This window comes from Flavobacterium cheongpyeongense (assembly GCF_003202435.1).
Classification (GTDB): Bacteria; Bacteroidota; Bacteroidia; order Flavobacteriales; family Flavobacteriaceae; genus Flavobacterium; species Flavobacterium cheongpyeongense.
In genome coordinates, this window is the sequence record NZ_QJHK01000002.1 from 89,968 (window position 1) to 111,612 (window position 21,645).

The 21,645-nt window shown below is 35.5% G+C and carries 10 protein-coding genes; 2 read left to right on the forward strand and 8 right to left on the reverse strand.

Features of this window, described 5'->3' with window-relative positions:
- Positions 1-130: 130 nt before the first annotated feature.
- The 7 genes from DMB65_RS02650 to DMB65_RS02680 form a co-directional block, all read right to left on the reverse strand.
- The gene (locus DMB65_RS02650; RefSeq protein WP_110305125.1) at positions 131-1,351 is read right to left on the reverse strand and encodes a glycoside hydrolase family 88/105 protein; all 1,221 of its coding nucleotides are present in this window, start codon (positions 1,349-1,351) and stop codon (positions 131-133) included.
- Between the two features lie 126 nt (positions 1,352-1,477).
- The gene (locus DMB65_RS02655) at positions 1,478-3,124 is read right to left on the reverse strand and encodes a glycoside hydrolase family 43 protein (protein ID WP_110305126.1); all 1,647 of its coding nucleotides are present in this window, start codon (positions 3,122-3,124) and stop codon (positions 1,478-1,480) included.
- 176 nt (positions 3,125-3,300) lie between these two features.
- Complete coding sequence (locus tag DMB65_RS02660) at positions 3,301-4,950, reverse strand: DUF5123 domain-containing protein (RefSeq protein ID WP_110305127.1); 1,650 nt, start codon at positions 4,948-4,950, stop codon at positions 3,301-3,303.
- Between the two features lie 12 nt (positions 4,951-4,962).
- A complete protein-coding gene (locus DMB65_RS02665; RefSeq protein ID WP_110305128.1) occupies positions 4,963-6,864 on the reverse strand; it encodes a RagB/SusD family nutrient uptake outer membrane protein in 1,902 nt (633 codons plus the stop codon).
- Positions 6,865-6,884: 20 nt separating this feature from the next.
- A complete protein-coding gene (locus DMB65_RS02670) occupies positions 6,885-10,094 on the reverse strand; it encodes a SusC/RagA family TonB-linked outer membrane protein (protein WP_230470584.1) in 3,210 nt (1,069 codons plus the stop codon).
- Positions 10,095-10,174: 80 nt separating this feature from the next.
- Complete coding sequence (locus DMB65_RS02675; RefSeq protein ID WP_110305130.1) at positions 10,175-10,990, reverse strand: hypothetical protein; 816 nt, start codon at positions 10,988-10,990, stop codon at positions 10,175-10,177.
- A gap of 539 nt (positions 10,991-11,529) precedes the next feature.
- The gene (locus DMB65_RS02680) at positions 11,530-15,870 is read right to left on the reverse strand and encodes a hybrid sensor histidine kinase/response regulator transcription factor (protein ID WP_110305131.1); all 4,341 of its coding nucleotides are present in this window, start codon (positions 15,868-15,870) and stop codon (positions 11,530-11,532) included.
- A gap of 308 nt (positions 15,871-16,178) precedes the next feature.
- Here DMB65_RS02680 and DMB65_RS02685 point away from each other — a divergent pair, with 308 nt between their 5' ends.
- Together DMB65_RS02685 and DMB65_RS02690 are read left to right on the forward strand one after the other, a co-directional pair.
- The gene (locus DMB65_RS02685) at positions 16,179-18,794 is read left to right on the forward strand and encodes a glycoside hydrolase family 3 C-terminal domain-containing protein (protein WP_110305132.1); all 2,616 of its coding nucleotides are present in this window, start codon (positions 16,179-16,181) and stop codon (positions 18,792-18,794) included.
- 475 nt (positions 18,795-19,269) lie between these two features.
- Entirely contained in the window at positions 19,270-20,736 is a 1,467-nt protein-coding gene (locus DMB65_RS02690; protein ID WP_110305133.1) for a glycoside hydrolase family 130 protein, read from the forward strand.
- Positions 20,737-21,300: 564 nt separating this feature from the next.
- Here DMB65_RS02690 and DMB65_RS02695 read toward each other — a convergent pair.
- Positions 21,301-21,642, reverse strand: coding sequence for an L-rhamnose mutarotase (locus tag DMB65_RS02695; RefSeq protein ID WP_110305134.1), 342 nt, complete (start codon positions 21,640-21,642; stop codon positions 21,301-21,303).
- Between the last annotated feature and the right edge of the window lie 3 nt (positions 21,643-21,645).

Consider the following 21,645-nt stretch of genomic DNA (forward strand, 5'->3'; position numbering starts at 1 on the left):
ATTCTGCAACTCAAAAACAGGCATTTCACTAATCTAAAGACACATAGCTATGTGAAAGAAATGCGTTTCTTATGATATTCTTTTTAAATAAAATCTATGTTTCTATGTGTTAAATTAAATTTTATAAGTTCTATTTTTTGTCTAAAATCTTTTGCAATTCGATACCAGCCATAATAAACGGACCAACAGCCTTGGCATCATCATCCCGAATAGGCTCTGAAATATAATATTCGAATGAGCCATCGCGATCCTGAGGATTTTTTCCTCCTAAACCAGCCACGGCGCAGCATTTTGTGATTGAAATTGTTTGATCTTCATTTTCTTTTATAAATTGTTTGATAATGCCGTTAAAACCAACTTTTGCTGCTGTAATAAAATTTTTATCTAAATATCCTTTTCTGTAAGCTTTTGAAAATGAATAGACAAACATGGTAGAGCAGGTTGATTCTAAATAATTTCCTTTCTCAGCAGGCATATCCATTACTTGCCACCACAGGCCTGTTTTGGGGTCTTGGGCTTTGAGCACTGCTGTATAAACTTGTTGCAGAATTTTAACTAACTCTTTTTGTTTGGGATGATTTTCTGGAACAAAATCTAAAATATCAACCAAGGCCATGCAATACCAACCTTGCGCCCGCCCCCAGGTATGAGCAGATTGACCGGTTTGTTTATTGGCCCAAAATTGCGCTCGCTTTTCATCATAACCATGGAAATTTAAACCTGTTTTGGGGTCAAAAGTGTGTTCTTGAATGCGTTCAACCTGTAAAATCGCCTCGTCAATTCCTTTTGAAACATTAAAAGTTGTCCCATATTGCGCCACAAACGGGTCGGCCATATACACGCCATCCAACCACATTTGCCACGGATAACTTTTTTTGTGCCAATAGCCACCATCGGTATTTTTTGGATGACCTTCAAGCTGTTTATGAAGTACATCCATTGCGGTTTTGTATCGCTCTTCTTTAGTTTTTTCGTAAATTGAAAAAAGTATTTTTCCGGAATTTATAAGGTCAAGACTATATTTTTCGAGTTCATAACCTCCTAGGATTTTACCTTCCTTATCAATTAACTGATCGGCATAACTCAGTGCATAATTCCAGTATTTCTGATTTTTGGTATAGGTATAAAGTTCCTGATTGGCGAGTGCAATGAGACCATTGGTGTAATTCCATTTTGGATATTTTACTCCATCCAGAAATACTGGATTTGGAACCCGTCTTTGATCAGAATCTGCCATTTTCTTAGCCCATTCAATTGGTGCAATTTGATTGTCCTTTGGTTTTGACTGTCCAAATGAAACCCAATGAAAAACTACTAAAGAGATAATATAATATTTAATTTTGCGGATCATATTTTTTTCTTAATAACCTGTTAGTAAGGAATTAAAAACGATTTCCGATACATTTTTTATTCCGTTTGTCTGGTAAAAAATCTAATTGATGTTTTTTAACAAACCAATGATTGATAGAGATATTTTTTAATTTTTTTCTACTCTAAACCAGTCGTAATCTGCGTAACTGCTGTCGTTAACAGACTTGCTTCCTGTTGCAAATAATCCAATTTTTGCTCCAACCCAACGTCCGGCAGCAGGTTTGAACGGTTTACCAAAAGCTTTGAAGTTTTTGCCATCAATACTATAATAAAAAGTAACTTTTGAATCAAAGGGTTCTTCGTTTTGCAGCATTTGGACCCTTGCACGCAGATAAACCGCTTTTTGATCGATAGCGACTGAAGCAGCTTCAGTTTCTACGTCTTTTGATGTACGGGCATTTTTCATGACACGCTGTACCAGTTTCAGTTTACCGGTAGCATCCTGCTCAATTGAGATATAGGCATAATCTTCGCCAAAAATAACTAAGCCTGTACCGCATTCTTTTGCATCAGGGTTGGCTTCAAAAGTTAATTTTGCCGTAGCTGTAAAATCCGGAGCAGGAAATTTTTGTAATAAAAGATTCGGCATCATCCATGTCGTTTTGATATTTTCATCGCGAGGGATACAATTTAGTCGCACATATCCTAAATTAGCAGATGACCATCCCCATTGTTTCGCCGGATTTTGATTTGCCTGCCACTGCCATTGCAAACCGAATTGATGACCATTGAACTCATCAGAAGAAAGCTGAGGAGTAGGCGGATAATCTTTACCTACATTTGGTTTTGTCCACTCCATTACAGGCTCTCCAATACCGTCATTATTGGTATCTTCCCCCATGATAGGCCAGCCCTCTTTCCATGTCACTGGCTGCAGGTTTACAATGCGACCATAAGCCCAGCGATCTTGAAAATGTATGAACCATCCGTCTCCGTTTGGTGTTTCTACATATCCTCCCTGATGCGGTCCGTTCATTTTTGTATCTCCCTGATGTAAAACAATTTTAGCTTCATAAGGGCCCCAAACATTTTTGGAACGCATCGCTAATTGCCATCCCGGTTTTACACCTCCGGCTGGAGCCATAACCCAGTAATAGCCGTCTCGTTTGTACATTTTAGAACCTTCGACGGTTGTGTGTCCATTATGCCCATCAAAAATCATTGCTGAATTGCCTATTAGTTTTGTACCATCCGGTATCATTTCTGATATCATTAAAACAGTCTTTACATTGGCACGGCTTCCTGCAAAAGCATAAGACAGATAGGCTTTTCCATCCTCATCCCAAAACGGGCAGGTATCAATGATTCCTTTAGATTCTTTTACTAATACCGGTTCATCCCAAATGCCTGCAGGATCTTTGGTTTTTACCATATAGATTCCGAAATCAGGATCTCCCCAGTAAATATAATATTCGCCATTATGATAACGGATTGAAGGAGCCCAAACTCCATCGCCATGTCTTACAGTCTGATAATGTTCGACAGGAAATTGATTTTGTAAGGCGTATCCAATCAATTCCCAGTTTACAAGGTCATTTGAATGCAGGATTGGAAGTCCCGGAGAACTGTTAAAACTTGAAGCGGTCATATAATACCCATTTTTACCTGTACATACATCCGGATCTGAGTAGTCTACATGTAAAATAGGATTCTTGTATTTTCCGTTTCCTAAATCGGCATTCCAAACCTGAGCCTTTGCTCCCATTACATAAACTGCCAAAACTACGGACAGTAATAATTGTTTTAATTTCATTTTAAAGAGTATTTAATCAACATGTTTTTACTAAAAAACATTTATATAATAATTGATACTGATTCTGCTCAGATTAAATTGTCTGAGATCTCAGCCTTAGAAAAAACATGGTAGGAAAAAGAAGTATCCGGGGTGATACTTCTTTTTTTAACTAAACAATTAACCAACAAATATATTTAAGGAAGCCATCTGACATCTCCTACCTTGTTGGTGACAATAGGAGAATTGGCATCCTTAATCGTTAAATCACCTGCCGTAGGATTCACAAACAGATTTTGTGCACTAATGCCTAATTCGGTTCCTTTAATAGCCGATGCACCTAATAAATAGTCTGTAGTTGTGTAGTTATTACTGAATTCAGTAGTCGAATTAGCAGCAATAGACTGAATAACTTTACCACAGGCAGAAGCTAATAGCACATTTTTGAAAATTAAGGTAGACCCTACTGCCGATGGCAAATTGATTAAGGAACGGTTATAAGCATAATCGTAAATCGTTATGTTTTGATATTCCAGATGAATTGGATATGCCGAAGAACCGTAATCAAATAGATTTTTAAAATTTCGGTTTTTATCTGTTGTCTGATAATAGTCCCTCATAAAAGTACAGTTGGAGAAAACGGCACTTTTTACATTGTCTGCTCCAGCTGAACCAAATGCAAATGTTCCATAAGGTCCTGTGTGTCCTCCCACTTCATCAAAAGTGCAATAGCTCATATCAAGGCTTCCAATTTCTTTGTATTTTCCGTTACCCTGATGTCTCCAGAAACCACGTTTAAAATGATTGAAAACACAGTTGTAGAATGAAATTTCTCCTAATGTCCATGAATTACCGCTGTTCATAAAGTAGCTGGCATCAATGGTTTGATAAAAACGGATGTTTTCAAATGCCAAAGCTGTCAAATACGATCCCTCTGCGATGTTCCAGTTACCGTTCATTTCGATTTGCGGGCGCTCTCCTTGCGTACCTCCTATCAGCTTGAATCCTTTTGAGATCGTAAATGGGGTAATTTTAAATAATGAACCTGCTTCCAGAAAGTATTCAGTTCCTTCCGGAATAGCCGGATCGGTGTTATTAGCTCTCAGCAGGGCATCTAAATCCATTCCGTTAGTGACGATAATCGTTTCTGCTGATGGACCTGCAGAACGAAAAATTACCTGATTATAGGGTTTATCATAGGTCCCCGGCTTATTATTATCAAAAACATTCAAATTGTATAGCGTATTTTTTTCTAGACCTGTGATGGTTGCTTCTCCCTTGCTTATTTCATTTGCTGTCAATTTGCGCCCTATTGCGGGAAGTTCTTTAGATTGTGCCGGAGCTACAGAGATACTATCTACAGGATTCTGTGCATCGATTATCCAGGTTGCAGTTACCTCATTTTCAGTGATATTTACTTTCTCAACTTTATTCAAAATTGAGGCATAAGCAGGACGCTCTTCTGTCAAAGCATTTGTGTAAGCCCATTGAGAATTGAATTTAGGATTGTCACTATTCGCACGAACCCTAATATAAAATTGTGTTTTATAAGGAATATTGTTCATCAAAATTTGTGTGTCTGTAATCGTATATGATTTGAACAGACTGGAATAGTAATTATCCATATGCAATTCTACCGTATACGAAACAGCATTATTTACCTTGTACCATACTACTGCAATAGAATTACTTTTAACCACAGGTGCAGTCAGTACAAATTTAGGCTGAAACAAATCTCCAACCTTTGCATACGCAAATTCGTCTTGCTGGCAAGAGTTTAACATTCCTCCAAGCAAAATCATGCTAAAGAATGATACAATATAAATAGCTCTTTTTGAATTTTTCATATCTAATTCAATTTAATAGTTAAAACCATAATAATTCTGAATAGCTCCACGATGATCCGAAATCACTTTAGAAGGATAAGGACATAAATAACGTAACGGGTCAGCTGGAGATTTACTTGCGGCATTGTTGAAATTTATGAAACCTCTAAAACTCCATTTGATCTCATTATTTGGCTCATAAGATTGTGTATCATTGTTTAAGGCATACCATTTTGTTGCAAAAACCGTCTCTGTATATCCAGCAGGTTTAGATTGTAAAACCGGATCAATTCCTTTGATATCTAAAATTGTTTTACTTGCGTTATTAGTGTCGGGATTCGGGATCTCTTTCCAGTAAACACTTCCCGGAACATTATCTACACCGGGAACATAAGCACCATTGGCTACTTTACCCCAGTTCACAAATTTGTTGTATTGATTGTAAATTACCTCCCCATATTTGTTCCAACGGGCTAAATCAAACTTACGTTTACTTTCACCACCTAATTCCCATGCACGCTCATCCATAATTGCCTGAAAAAATAAATCCGGATTTGATTTAGAAGCTACGTAACCATCTACTTTTGCGGCCCAGTCTGCCTGATCAAATGCTCTGCGACGTACTCTTTTTAAAGCTTCCTGAGCATCCTGACGAGGTCCAAATCGTTCATTCACTGCTTCGGCATACATTAACAGGACATCAGCAAATCGCATCCATGAGTAGTTAATACCTGTTCCTTTTTGACTTGTGCTTCCTAGTGGGGCAGTTGAATAAAGCTTAGACCATTTTGCAACAGCCAGCTTAGCTAAGTCTAGACGAATTACCTGTTTTAAATTGGCATCATACGAATAAGGTGCGCAGGTAATATCCCGTCTCAAATCTTTGCTATCAAACGAATACAAATACGTTCCGGCTAAACTAACAAGGTTTCCTGAAGCACTTCCGTAAGCATGAGTTCCTTCCAAAATGGGGATACCAATAGCATAACCATATTCACCCGAAGTATTTTTTAACAATGGTAATGAAAATATAACGTCATCATTAACCGGTGTTACCCAATTGTTTTGCTTTACCCAAAAATCACGGTAACTTAATTTCAGGTCATGTTGCCCTTCATTAATTACTTTGCCTAAATATTGAATTGCAATATCATAATACAATTCATGATTTTCTCCACGAACCATGTGTCCAATACTGGCAGCATTACTATCAGGTCGCAAAGTCCATCCTCCACGGGTAAGTGCAAGTAAACCAATCAAACCCTGATTAAAGCTTCTTGATGCACGCTCTGGACCATAATTCAGTTCACTGGCATATTGCATTAAAGGTTCTACAGATTTTAAATCATCTATTAAAAATTCAAGGATTTTGTTTCTATCTGTTACTCCTACCCTAAAATCCTCATCACCGGTTGATGATGTAGTACGAAAGATCACATCTCCCCAAATACGGATCATATCTAAATATACCATTGCACGAAGGGTTTTAACCTCTCCATACATCTGTGTAATATTTGAAGCCTCCGTTTTACTGGCATTTTTGTACAGATCAGAGCCTTCAATCCCTTGAATAACATCATTGGCATTATTGATAATCTTGTACATGGCATTCCATGTAGAATTCAAAGTTGTCCAATAAGGTTTCGGTTCAAAACAGGCAATGTCAGACCCATTAACATTTACCGTATTTGTACTAATCGCTGACATCTCTACATCGGTATTCGGATTAAAAACAAAAGCAAGTCTGTTTGAATAGGCATCATCTGTCAGCATAAGGGTATATACTCCCGCAACGGCTGATTGTATTTCACTTTCAGAACTAAAAACTTCAGCCTCGGTAAAACCGGTTGCCGGATGTACGTCTAAATAATCATCGCAAGCTGTAAAACACAGTGCAAAACTAAATAGCATACTTAATAATATCTTTTTATTCATAATTTAAAAATTTGATTTAATTAAAATGATAACTGAGCTCCCAAAGTATAGTTCCTTGTTCTTGGATATGCATTATGATCAACGTTAGGTGTCAGTCCTGTTGCTAGATTAACTTCCGGATCATAACCTGAGTAATTCGTCCAGACAAATAAATTAGTACCCGTTACATATAGACGAACTTTATTAAATGTTAATTTCTGAGTTACATTTAAAGGAATTGTATATCCAATAGAAAGTGTATTCAGTCTCAAGAAAGAACCATTTTCAACAGCATAAGACGAAGCAATAGGACGACCGATTGAAGTTGGGTTCCACATAGTGGCATTTTTATTAAAATCTGCCAAAAGTGCCGGTGAGTAACGGAGATCGTTCCCCATGTCATCAAAATTTCTCCAACGATTCTCCAGCGATACTTCCATCCCTAAATTATTTTGGTTGTTTTGATACCACGAAGTCATCATGACTTTGTTGGCGTTGAAAACATCAAACCCATATACAAAATTGAAAAAAGTAGAGAAATCAAAATTTTTCCATACTGCATTCAGTCCAAAACCTCCTGAATATTTTGGGTTAGTGTCACCAATAACTTTTCTGTCGTTTGCACCAATTACGTAGGTATTTGCATCTGATGGATCAACAGGTGTCAATTTTTTAAATTTAGCATTTCCCGGACGCGGATCACCTGACAGGTTTTTGGAGTTGGCCACACCATCTTTAAGTTTCCATGTTTTTGTTAATGGATCAAATGAATCAAAATCATCCATAGTGTAAAAACCATCATTAACAAAACCATAAATCAAACCTTTAGTTCCTCCAACGTAAGCACGATAATCATCATCATTTAGCAATTGTGTTGATGCCCAATTTGAACTAAGAATCCATTCATTCTCTCCGCTTGAAAGTGCATCAATTTTATTTTTATTGTATCCAATATTGAAATTTACATCCAGATGAAAATCTTTTTGCTGAACGACATTTGCATTAACTGCAAATTCAATTCCTTTATTAGATGTCTGTCCTACATTGGTCATGATTTTACTAAAACCTGATGATCCGGGAATATCAGAAGGTACTAATAAATCTTTTACAGTATTTTGATAAATTTCAACATTACCTGTAATTCTTTCTTTAAAGAATCCAAAATCAACACCAAAGTTTGCAGTGTAAGTTGTCTCCCATTTCACATTAGGATTGTTTAAATACGTTACTTTACCATTCGGATTATAAAAATTATAGTAATAATGGCTACTTTCTCCCCAGCCTACTGATTTATCTTGTGAAACACCATAATATTTTGCATACAAATCGCCATCAATTCGGTCATTACCCGAAACTCCGTAACTTAAACGTAATTTTAAATTTGAAATGGTTTCATTATCTTTTAAAAACTTTTCATTCGACATTCTCCAGGCAAATGCTGCTGCCGGAAATAATCCCCAGCGATTATCCGGACCAAACTTTGTCGAACCATCTGCACGAATCGTAAATGTTGCCAGATATCTGTCATCAAAACTATAATTTACACGGCCGAAGAATGATGAAATTTTATTAGGCGAGCCTTCTTTTGAACTGTTTTGATATGGTGTTCCCAGGGCTAGATTATCCAAAGCTTTTTCTGCAGTTATATTTTCAGGAAAATAACGAGTGGTATAAGTCTTAGAAAAACTCCTCTGGTCTTTCATTTCCTGCCCCACCATAACCTGAAAATCATGAAGTGTATTAATTTTAAAATTATAACTTAATACATTATTTAATTGTTTACGAGGGCTTTGTGTCATTTGCCAGCCTACTACTGGCAGATTATTATTCTCATTTGCTGTTTTAGTATCTATTCCCCAAAAACGGCCGTCTTCTTCATACTGGTATTCAAAACCAAATGAGCTGCGAAGACTCAATCCTTTCATGATATTCCAGGTTAAGGCTCCAACTGTATTGAATGTACGTTTCGTACGATTACGATAATTTCTTTCAGCTTCCTGTATCGGATTGAAACGTTTAACAGGCTCATAATCTTCCGGATCAAAATAAGTATCATCTTCCGGCAATGTCATGTAATCCTGTAAACCCATTGTTGGTGCCTGACGTATTGCGCTAAGCAAACTAACCCCCTCTGTACCTGATCCCTCAATTGTTTGATTTATAAAACGGGATTGGAATTCAAAAGTAAATTTATCAGACAATTTAGTATTAAGGGTCAGGTTCATGTTGGTCTGCTTTAGACCAGTTCCTATCAATACCCCGGGCTGATCCTGATTCGTTATCGCAAACTTAAATTTTGTTTTTTCGTTACCGCCATTCATACTAAAATCAAGGTATTTAGTAATCGGGTTAGTACCAAAAATTTCATCCTGCCAGTCTACTCCCTTGTCTCCTTTATAAATATACATTTCATTGGCCTGTCCGTAACGATTGTAAAAAGCAGTTGGATTTGAAGTTTTTCCTTTTTCATACTCATATTGCATCATAACATATTCATACGGATCCATTACATCGAGACGGTTCGCTAAGGTTTTTATTTGCATATAACTGTTTATATTTACAGAAACCTTCCCTACTTTAGGATTTTTTGTAGTTACTAAAATAACTCCGTTAGCACCACGGGCACCATATATAGCAGTAGATGCGGCATCTTTTAATACTTCTACCGATTCGATATCCGTTGGCGGAATATCATTTAGTTTTGCCACTTCGAACCCGTCAACCAAAATTAAAGGCGAATTATCCTGAGTAATAGAACCTCCTCCACGAATTCGGATCATGATTTCAGAACCAGGAGAACCATCTGCCGAAGTAATCTGAACACCCGGTAATTTACCAACCAATGCTTCAGCTACAGAACTGGTTGGAACTTTTTCTAATACAGTGCCTTTTATACTGGAAACAGCACCGGTTAGGTTTCCACGCTTTTGTGTACCATAACCAATTACTACTACTTCATTCAATTCACTGGTCGATTCTCTCATCTCGATGTTAATTCCGGAAGTACGTCCATTTAAGGGTACGGTAATATCCTCCAAACCAATAAACTTAACCAGCAAAACAGCTGTTTTAGGATTAATTACTTTGATGGAGAATTTTCCGTCAAAATCACTGGTAGTATTTGCTTTTTCATTTTTTACAATAATTGTTGCGCCTGGAATAGAACCCATTTTATCTCTCACAACTCCCGTAACAGTTATTTCCTGAGCATAACCGGCAATCGTCAGGAACAAGACGATTAATGTGCTCATGATATGTTTTTTTATCATAACTACTATATTTTATTTAGATTTAGATTTGTTTTTTAAATCTGTTCATCATTGGATTTTATTTATTTTGTCTGTACCTCTCCATTAATGGTTACTACATAATCTTTAATAATAGGTGTATCTGCATCATTAAGGTTAAAATCGATACTAGTAACCCCATTTCCTAAAATTGGAAAAGAACCTTCAAATTCTTTTGTTTTTACCACAACTAAATCTGCAGTCATAAACTCTATGCGAATAGTAACATTATTCGCTGCTTCATCAGTCTGAAATACAATAAAATCGTCTAAGTAATTAATTCCTCCTGTGGTCGTTTTCTTAGATCTGGAAACAGTCATGTCTCCTTTCACAAAAGTTTCGTCAGAGACTTTGTATCCGGTACGTTTTACAAAAACAGTTGTTTTTATAACAGAATAACCTGGATCTGCTACAATGTCTTTTGACTTCAATCGTAATGTACCCGTTCTCGTAAGGATGTTCATAGTAAGTTTTTCATCAAATGGAGACTGGTAAGGCATGGCAGCCGATAGATTCACTTTTTGATCGGCATTAACTGATTGAGGAACAATAAAATCATTTAGGTTAACTGGTAAAGGCACCATTTCTGTCGGAATGTCGGATGCAATAAATTTGTAACTTCCTTTTTCAAGTGCAAAACGATAAAGTGAACTGTAGTTACCAAAATAATCACCGTTATCTTTATAAATAAAAATAGGTCTTGTTGAAATACCTACATTTATATTCCACGGATTGCCATTCAGCTGAAGCTCATAATCTCTCACAACGGAGGACTCATATTTCATCTCGTCACCAGAGCAGGACGTCATCATAAAAAGAAGTACACCTACTCCGAGTATTAGTTTTTTTATGTTTTTCATATCATATTATTTAAATTAAAAACTGTTTATTGTCTGGTCAATGTTTGCCTATAGAAGACTACAGATATGCCAGTAAATAATAGAATGAAAGTGTTGGTTTGTTTCATAAGGTTGGTTTATTAATAGTTAGTTAAGAAATAGTTAAAATACTTTTGGTTATGGGGCAAAACTAGAGATAGTGAATTGTAATTTGGTGTAAATATTGCTTTTCAAGGAGGGTGAAATCACTAATTTGAGTAGTTAAATTGGTGAATTGATAAATAATTAGGATATTTTTTACATTCTGATAAAAAATAAACCCAAATAAAAACATACTCGTTAACTATCAAGTTTTGAGTATTATGAATAAGATTGAATATAAAAATTTGTTTGTTGATTTTATTGCCTACTATTGTCAGGCTGAGCGAAGTCGAAGCCCCGTTCAAATAAGTTTGCACAATAAAAAAAACTTTAGAATTAAACGAGCCTTCGACTAAGTTTATGCTGAGCGAAGCCGAATGGACTCAGGATGACACTTGAGTTCCATTCTGAGGATTTATCTAACAAAACTGTCTACGATATTCAGCCGGAGTACAATTAAATTTCGCCCTAAAACATTTTCCAAAATATTTCTGGTCATTAAAGCCAACTTCAAAACAAATTTCCTTTATCAACAGATCTTCATTTTTTATAAGTTCGGCGGCCTCATTCAATCGCATATCGCGAATAAATACGACTGGTGAAACTCCTGTAATACTTTTAAGTTTATTAAAGAAACTGGCACGCGACATGCACATCAATCTTCCTAATTCATCAACTGAAAAATCTGATTTAGACATATTTTCCTTTACCAGTTTGATTACCTGGAACATGAACTTATGGTCCTTATTTGAAATTTGTAGAGGTTCCTCTTCTGAAATTTCAGTCATATTGCCCGTAGAATACAAATGCTGAAGTCGTAAACGCTGTTCTAAAACATTTTTGACCCTTGCCTTTAAAAAACTCACATTAAAAGGCTTGGTTATATAATCATCAGCGCCATATTCCATCCCTTCCAATTTACTTTCAATTGCTGTTTTTGCACTAAGCAAAATCACAGGAATGTGACTGGTTGCAAAATTATTCCGAATTAATTTAAGCATTTCTATACCATCCAGATGGGGCATCATGATATCACTGATAATAAAATCCGGAGATAACTCTGCGGCTTTTAAATTTCCCTCAGCACCATTTTCTGCTACATAAATGGTATATTCCTTTTCTAAAACCGAAACGATAAATCCTCTTAATTCAGGGTCATCCTCTACAATTAGCCCGACAGGCATTTCGTTTTCTATTTCTACAAATGATATTAAATCCGGTTCATTTTCAAATTTCATATCATTTACCAAATCCGCTTCATCTTCTTCAAATAAAATATCCACATCCTCAGTGAAATGCTTATAGCCTTTTAAGAAACAAATTTGAAAACTACTTCCTTTACCCGGTACACTGTCAACTAAAATAGTTGCACCATGTTTATCTGCTAAATCCTTCACAATAGAAAGACCTATTCCTGTACTCGGGTTATATGGATTTTCGTTGTAATTTGAAAAACGTATAAACAATCGTTTTTGAAGTATCGGACTAATACCCGGTCCATTATCACTAACCTTTAGAACAACCTGCTTTTCAGATTCCTTAACTTCCACCTGAACGGTATCTCCTTTATGGCAATATTTAAAAGCGTTTGAAAGCAGATTTACCAAAATTTTATCAAGACTGTCCGGGTCAGCCCATATAGTTGGTTTTGAAGTACCAATATTTATTTTCAATTCTATATTGCGCTGTATGCTCATTTCACTAAAATTTTCACCTATTTTAGCTGCAAATTCGCCTAAATCTATTTCGCTCACCACCAGTTTCCGATCCTGGATTCTCCTCAAATCTAAAATCTGATTGACCAAATTCAACAATTTATTACTGTTTTTCTCAATAACCCGGAGCTGGTCTTTAACTGAATCTTTAATATCATCATCCGAAAGCATTATCTCTAAAGGTGCCGTAATCATGGTGAGCGGAGTCCTGATTTCATGCGAAATATCGGTAAAGAATTTTAATTTCAATTCACTCATTTGTTTCTGCAGCTTCACATCATTACGAAGTCTCAGAATTGTTGCAATCGCACGTCGAACTACTAAAAATAAACCAATAGCCAATAACAAATAACAGAAATAAGCAAAATTAGTCCCCCAAATTGAAGGGCGAATGGTTATTTTAATTCGCCTTTCATTATCTGCCCATAAATTGTGACCATTTGTAGAAGACACAATAAGCGTATATTTTCCACGGTCCAGATTCGTATAATTAATAGACTGTCCTCCTTTAAGGTAATTCCATTGTTTATCGACACCTTCCAGTTTGTAGCGATAAACAATGTTCTCGTTTTTAATATAATCCAAAGCTGAAATTTGAACCCTGAAAAAATTCTGATTATGTTCCAGCATAACTTTTTTAAGTAAATCCGGATTTCCGGGAGTTTCAGGATTTATTTCATGTAATTGTTTATCATTAACTGAAAATCCCGATATTGCCAAATACGGTTTAAATTGGAAAGGTTTAATAGCTTCTGGTTTGAAATAAAGTGCTCCATCTGAATATCCCACGAGAATCTCACCATTCGAAAGCCGGCATTTTGTCGCTTCTGAAAATATTTCGGTACCAATAATGGATTTTAGTTCAGGAAATGTTTCGGCACTATTTTTTTTTGGGTCAAACCGAACAATCTGATTAACACTCATAAGCCAAATTTTACCTAATTTATCTTCTTGCAATGCCACAACTCCTTCAATAGGGAAAGCAACATTTTTGTTCCAGATAGATTTAACTTTCAACTGGCCTTTTTGATCTAAATCGCCTAAAATCAAGCCTTTTCCATTCGTAGCTAATGCTAATCGGTTATCTGAAGTTATCAGAATATCTAAAATATCATTTCCGGAAACCTGTGAAAACTCTTTGAATTGTATTTTATCCGGTGATTTATTTTCTGCAGAAAAAGAAAACAATTTATAAGAAGAGATAAAAAACAATTCATGTTCTTTGTTTTCAACTATGGAGCGAACCTTATCAGCATTTTTTATGGGATAATTTTTTAGTTCGTTCTTATGGTTAATAAAACGAAATCCATTATTTGACTGACGGACGAGATTAATTCCTCCTCCCCACGTAGCCACATAAATCTGGCCATTTGATGCCTGAAAAATTTTATAAATATCATCAGAGTTAATGCTATAAATATCTTTCTCATCATATTTATAATGGTTTACCTTATATTTAAAAGGCTGTCCGCCAGGTGTCAGGCAAAATAATCCATTACCTCGTGTTCCAATCCATATTCTGCCATTGGAATCCTGCATCATACTGTAAATATCTGCTCCCCATCCCGGACTTCCATTAGACAGTATACCATCAGATCCTAATAATCCGATCTTCTTTTTTTGAGAATCAAATATTGCAATTTTTTCAGAACGGCTGGCCACCCAAAGATTACCATTTTTGTCGTTCATCAGGCTCCGGACATTTTGCTTTTTGCCATCACCTGATGTGTGTAAGTTTAATGTTGAAAAATTACGATTATTAAAGGTTATCTGGTCTAATCCCTGCTTAAATGAACAAAACCACAGATTGCCTAGTTTGTCAAACATTGCTGTATGCATCACATCAGAAATCGTCTCTTTTGATTCCTTAATACATCGGATTACAGAAGATAATTTGTTCTGTTTTTCATCCCAATATGAAAATGGTCCTTTATGTGACTGCATCCAGACTGTTCCGTCAGGTGAGGTAAGCAAAAAGCTTTTCTGCTCTGCACCAACAACAGGAGGACCATTAAAATCCACTTCCATATGTTTTAACTTTCGGGTAACCAAATCAAATTGAAACACACCTGAATTTGGCGTTTCAAACCAAAACTGTCGCGAATGGGTTATTCCCAAATAATTGACTTTCTCGCCAGGAAAACCCGGTAACGTTTTACTATTATAAAGATTTAGTTTACCAGCCTTAATGTCATAAAAATAAAATTCCTTCCCTCTCGTTATGATCAGTACTTTGCTATTACCTACAAGCTTTATTAGGGCAATATCCTCCTTTATACCCAGATCAAAATCAAAGAAAGTACTGGACTTTTTAGTGTAACGTGTAAACTTGCCCATATCGCCTCCAAACCATATATCATCTGCTGTTTCCAGAAAAGAATTAAAAGAATAAGACTTTCCTGAATGTCCGGACATATTTAAAAAGAAATATTCCGGCGCTGTACCCGATTTATTTAATCGACAAATGCCGGCATCTGTTAAAAACCAGGTTGTTCCCAAAGCATCTTCAAAAGCATCCCAAATTGTACCACAATGTTTTGCAGGGTCAAAAATAATCTTTCGAATTTGTTTATTATTTTGAAAAGCGATCAGGTAGTTTTTATCTTCAGTAAATAGCCAAACTCTCCCGGATGGCATTATTTTGAACTTTTTTAGGGCTGTATTGTAAGATTTAACAGATTTTCCTTCAATAGGATAATGAAACTTTAACTGATGTGTATCGAAGTAATAAATATCATTTTTTTCAGACTGAATCCAAATACGCCCTTTTTTATCAAACTTAAATTTGGATACCCGATTCGACATTAAGTCTAATGAAGCTCCTTTCTCTACCCTGAAATTTTGAAAAGTATTTCCGTCATAACGAATCAGGCCATTGAAAGTTCCCAGCCAAATGAATCCCTTTTCATCTTGCTGAATACCAAGAATACGGGATTGGCTTAACTTTAGATCATTTGAAAAATGAGTCAAAATACCGGATGGCTGAGATGTACAAAGCGTGCAAACCAAATAAAGAAAAAGTACAAGTATGTTTCGTTTCAACATTTATATTTTTATTACCTTAAAACAAATACAAAAATATTATAATTCTTGTCTCAACCTAAAATCCCACTCTGCCGTAGTTAAATACCCCCTCTTAAATAGTAATTTGTACCCTTTTCCTTTATTATGCAAAAATTAAAAATGTAATAGCAAGCTTTATAACATCCTCGAAATAGCAATTTATCCTAAGCAGAAGAATATAAACATCATAATTTTGTAATTCTAAAAATAATTGAAAAATCCAAAATCTTCAAAATTTAAAAAACAATTCTCCTGCTAACTATAAACAAAAATATTTTCAAGCCAATTCTATGAAAAAAATATATCGTTTTGTGTTTATGCTAAACTTTATGGCACTAAACACTTTTGCACAAGAAAACTTTGCATTTAAAAACCCAAATTTAACAACCGAACAACGTGTTCATGATCTTGTTTCAAGAATGACCATTGACGAAAAAATCAGTCAATTAATGGATTCCGCACCTGCCATCAAGCGTCTTGGTGTACCGGAATACAATTGGTGGAATGAATCCTTACATGGAGTTGCCCGTGCGGGATATGCAACTGTTTTTCCACAATCTATTTCAATTGCATCATCCTGGGATCGTCAGTTAGTTTTTGATGTTGCGAGTGCTATTTCAGATGAAGCTCGTGCCAAACATCATGAATATTTAAGACGAGGACAGCATGGGATGTATCAGGGACTGACATTTTGGTCTCCAAATATCAACATTTTTCGCGATCCACGCTGGGGACGCGGACATGAAACCTATGGTGAAGATCCATTTCTTACCGGGCAATTAGGACTAAACTATGTGAACGGCCTTCAGGGTACTGATAAAAAATATCTGAAAGTAATTGCCACAGCTAAACATTATGCAGTTCACTCGGGTCCGGAACCTTCCCGTCACCAATTCAATGCAGAAGCCAGTGATGTTGATCTTTATGAAACCTACCTTCCTGCTTTTCGCACTTTGGTCAAAGAAGGTCATGTTTACTCGGTAATGGGAGCTTATAACCGTTTTAGAGGAGAATCTGCCAGTGCCAGCCCATTTCTGTTTCATATTCTTCGAAATGACTGGGGATTTAAGGGGTATATTGTCTCAGACTGTGGTGCTGTTACGGATATCTGGAAATATCATAAAATTACAAGTGACGAGGCTTCAGCTTCAGCTTTGGCGGTAAAAGAAGGTTTGGATCTGGAATGTGGAAGCAGTTTTAAATCATTAAAAGAAGCCCTTGATCGCAAGTTACTTACCGAATCAGATATCGATACTACTCTAAAACGTTTGTTTACAGCACGTTTTAAATTAGGTATGTTTGACCCTGAAGAAATTGTACCTTATGCCCAAATTCCTTATTCCGTAAACAATAATCCTGCCCATGAATGGCTGGCTCGTGTTGCTTCTCAAAAAAGTATTGTTCTTTTAAAAAATCAGAACCAGACACTTCCTCTTTCAAAAAACATTAAAACGATTGCTGTAATAGGCCCAAATGCTAATGACATACAATCGTTATGGGGAAATTACAGTGGTATTCCGAGTAATCCAATTACCGTATTAAAAGGTATTCAGAATAAGCTGGAACCTAATGCTAAAGTATTGTATGCAAAAGGCACAGATCTTGCGAAAGGTGTTCCTGAAATGAAAACTATTCCATCTGTTTATCTTCAAAATGGAAACGGAATACAAGGTCTGACCGGGGAATATTTTGACAATAATAACTGGGAAGGAAAACCTCTTTTTACACGCATTGATGATAATATCGATTTCCATTGGGATATGAATACTCCTGATCCCCGCATGAAAATGGGGAACTATAGTGTAAGATGGACCGGTTATATTGTAGCACCAAAGACCGGTACTTATAACATCTCTGAATGGTCGAAACCTTTTATGACTATAGAAATTGAAACCGGCAAAATATCTGGTGGAAAAAATAATCATCATCCGCGAATTCGTGCTCAAAAAATGGAATTGGAAGCCGGAAAAAAATATAAAATAGAGGTTAAATACCAAAATTTCTATGGCGATGCAATAGCGCAGCTTTTATGGTCTGAACCAAAAGAAGATATGCTGAAAGAAGCTGTTCAGACTGCTAATGAGGCCGATGCTGTAGTTTTGGTTTTAGGACTAAATGAACGTCTGGAAGGTGAAGAAATGAAAGTAGAAGCGGATGGTTTTGAAGGCGGAGACCGTACCAGCCTTAACTTACCAGCCAATCAGGAGGAACTAATGAAAGCGATTAAAGCTACCGGAAAACCGGTTATCTTAGTTTTAATAAACGGAAGTGCGCTCTCCATAAATTGGGCAAATGATGCTATTCCGGCGATTTTAACTGCCGGATATCCGGGTCAGCAAGGTGGTAATGCAATTGCCGATGTACTTTTTGGAGATTACAATCCGGCCGGCCGACTGCCTGTTACTTATTATAAATCAACAGATCAGCTTCCGCCTTTCGAAAACTATGATATGAAAGGCCGTACCTATCGATATTTTGACAAAAAACCACTATATCCTTTTGGATTTGGTCTAAGTTATACCCAATTTAAATATAGTAACATTCAAATTCCGAATAACATTAATGCTGAAAAAGATTTTAAAATATCTGTTGATGTAACCAATACTGGTGATCGCGATGGAGACGAAGTTGTTGAGTTATATTTAAAAGATGAAAAAGCCTCTACTCCACGTCCCATAGTGCAATTAGAAGGTTTTGAACGCATTAATCTAAAAAAAGGGGAAACGAAAACAGTTTCTTTTACAATTTCTCCAAGACAACTGTCCTTAATAAATAAAAAAGGCCAGCGCGTAGTAGAACCGGGATGGTTCACTATTTCTGTTGGAGGAAAACAGCCAGATGGTTCTAAAGATAATCAAAACGGGAGATTCAATATAACCGGTAAAACAGTAGTATTAGAAAAATAGATTTTTTGCGTTTCCAAATATGTTAATTCAAATAAAATGTATTGTTGAAAGGTTCTTAACAATACATTTTATTATTTTTTATCGTTGGTGGAAATAAAATTAAATGTTGATCTTTTTTAAATTTAACAGTTGTTGTTGTTGTTGTTGTTTTGATAATGATTATGATTGAAAATTGTTGGATTTATAATTTTTATTCTAAGTAATTGTAAGTTTAGAGATAAAATACTTTTCTTATTTTTAGCTAAATAACACCAGCTCCTCTTTCTTTTTATTTCATTTTACAAGTTTCAAGAACTTATTTTTTAGGTATTTAGGGTATATGTATTATTTTTTCCGAACTTATTCATTAAATTTAACCTAGTAATTAAATTCAATTCAAAAATAATTTTTAACAAAAAATAAACTATTTTTATTAACATATTAGTTAACTTCAATAAAAGTTAAAATGTATCATATCTATTCTAAAAAATAAATTATGCGTGTATCTGTCATCAGAAAAAATATAAAATTTACCCCGGATCCAAAAAGAGTTGTTGCACGATATTTTATAAATGGCGATGAGCGAACCAGACAAATGATAATTCGTATCATGACGCTGAATGATAAACAAGTATTGGAAACTTTAGAGCAAACACTTCGTGAATTTGCGAGACGCCATCGAAATATATCAGCCATATTTTTGAGTCACTGTGAAAAAGTAAGAGCTATTATTGAATCCATGCAGATCGATTACGGGGCTTTGTCCCTTGATCGAAAAATGTTAATAGGTTCTTATTGTACAATGGAATATGCAATAGAATCTGCCGCTATTTTTAATCCTTCTATTATAGAGGATTTTGATCAGACTGGTTTGGAAGCAGGAGAAAAACGTGTTATTATTTCTTTCCGTGCAACAGGAGAGGGCCATATTTCATCGATTGTTTTCAGAAGAGGAATTCTGGACAAGGACAATAACCTTCAGGTTATGAAAATCGGAAATAACATTGATAAGGCAGAGATTATACATAAAAGTTTTTTTAATAAAGAACGTTTTTTACTCAAATTATCTGAAATGCATACTCAGGATAAGTACATAACGCAAATTATGCAGGATCTGCCGGATGAATTTGAATATGCTGTTCTAAATAACACGGTAAATAGTGCCTTAAATTATCCTTCAATTCGTGAGGAAATGAGAACAGCACTAAACGAAATACTTTGGCTTGCAAAATCATTTCATGATGTTGAGTTCAAACATGATTCGGATCTCACAGAACGTGTTATATTTCCTATATCCGATTCTGAAAGTCGTGGAATTGAAGATGCCCGCTTTGTTCGCTTTACAGATGATGACGGTTCTTCACGTGTTATGGCTACCTATACAGCTTATAACGGACACACCATATTGCCTAAACTTATCTCTACCGAAGATTTTTACACTTTCAGAGTTATGCCTTTGCACGGTACTGGTGCCCAAAATAAAAATCTGGCTTTATTTCCAAGAAAAATTAAAGGAAAATATGCTATGCTTGCCAGAATAGATGGGGTAAACAATTACATCATGTATTCGGACCGGGTAACACAATGGAATACTCCTATTCTTCTTCAGGAGCCCCGGTTTGCCTGGGAGTTTACACAGATAGGAAACTGCGGATCCCCACTATGGACAGCAGAGGGATGGCTTGTTATTACTCACGGTGTAGGAACTATGCGACGTTACTGCATCGGTGCTTCATTATTTGATCTTGACGATCCGTCTAAAGAAATCGGAAGACTTACAGAACCTTTACTTTCACCACTTGAAGACGAACGCGAAGGTTATGTACCAAATGTTGTGTATTCTTGCGGAGCAATTATTCACAACAACAGCCTTATACTGCCTTACGCCGTTTCTGATTATTCTTCTACTTATGCCGTAGTTGATATGGTGGAATTAATTGATGCTTTAAAAAAAAGCAAATAAAATGATCAATTGATTTTCAAGTCAGGATTTTAGTTATAAAATAGCAAGATCGTATGTATTTATATAGCCGAAAAACCGCAAAAACAAATTAAACTTATTTAAGACACTTTTTTAAAAAAGTCATACAAAGTATTTACTTTTTAAAAAAAGCTTCTTAAATCATAGATATAAAAGCCTTTTTTGATAGTTTTTTGTTATTTTATTTTAAATATTGATAAGTAAAATTAATTTTTTATGAATTATCTGACTTAGCAACCTTACCGAAGCTCTAAAATCAAAGTGATTTGTTTTTTTAATACGGTATTTTTTCAATTAAACTTTTTTAGTAGCGTTTTGGCGTATTTTGCATGTGAAGACTCATGTTTTTCTTAATGTTATAGTTACATTTTTGAAGTAATGCCTCCACAGACTTTGAAAAAATCTTTCTGTTGAATATTGAGTTGGTGAAACTTTAGGATTAAATTGTAATGTATAATTCACAAATTCATTTGAAACAAAAAACTTCCAAAATCAAATGACTTTGGAGTTTAGTAATTTTTAGCTGGATAGTACGTAAGTTTTAAACTATAGTTTAAATATCTGACTCATTTGAAGCCATTTCTCGCCTTTATTTGCTGTTGGAAGTGCCTGCTGAAATTTCCACATTAAGTTTTCCCATTCCTGAACTTTTGGATTTTCTTTATCCATTTTTTGTTTGCGTTCGGGAGTAAATGTTTCGTCAACTTCCATAATCATAAACAACCTGTTGGCCAGTATATAAATTTCCATATCTACAATTCCGGAATCCTTAATACTTTTAGTTATTTCAGGCCAGGTATTATTTTTTGAGTGATAGTTTTTATATTCCTCTATTAATTCAGGATCATCAACTAAATCACAGGCATAATATAATTTTTTTGAAGTCATAAA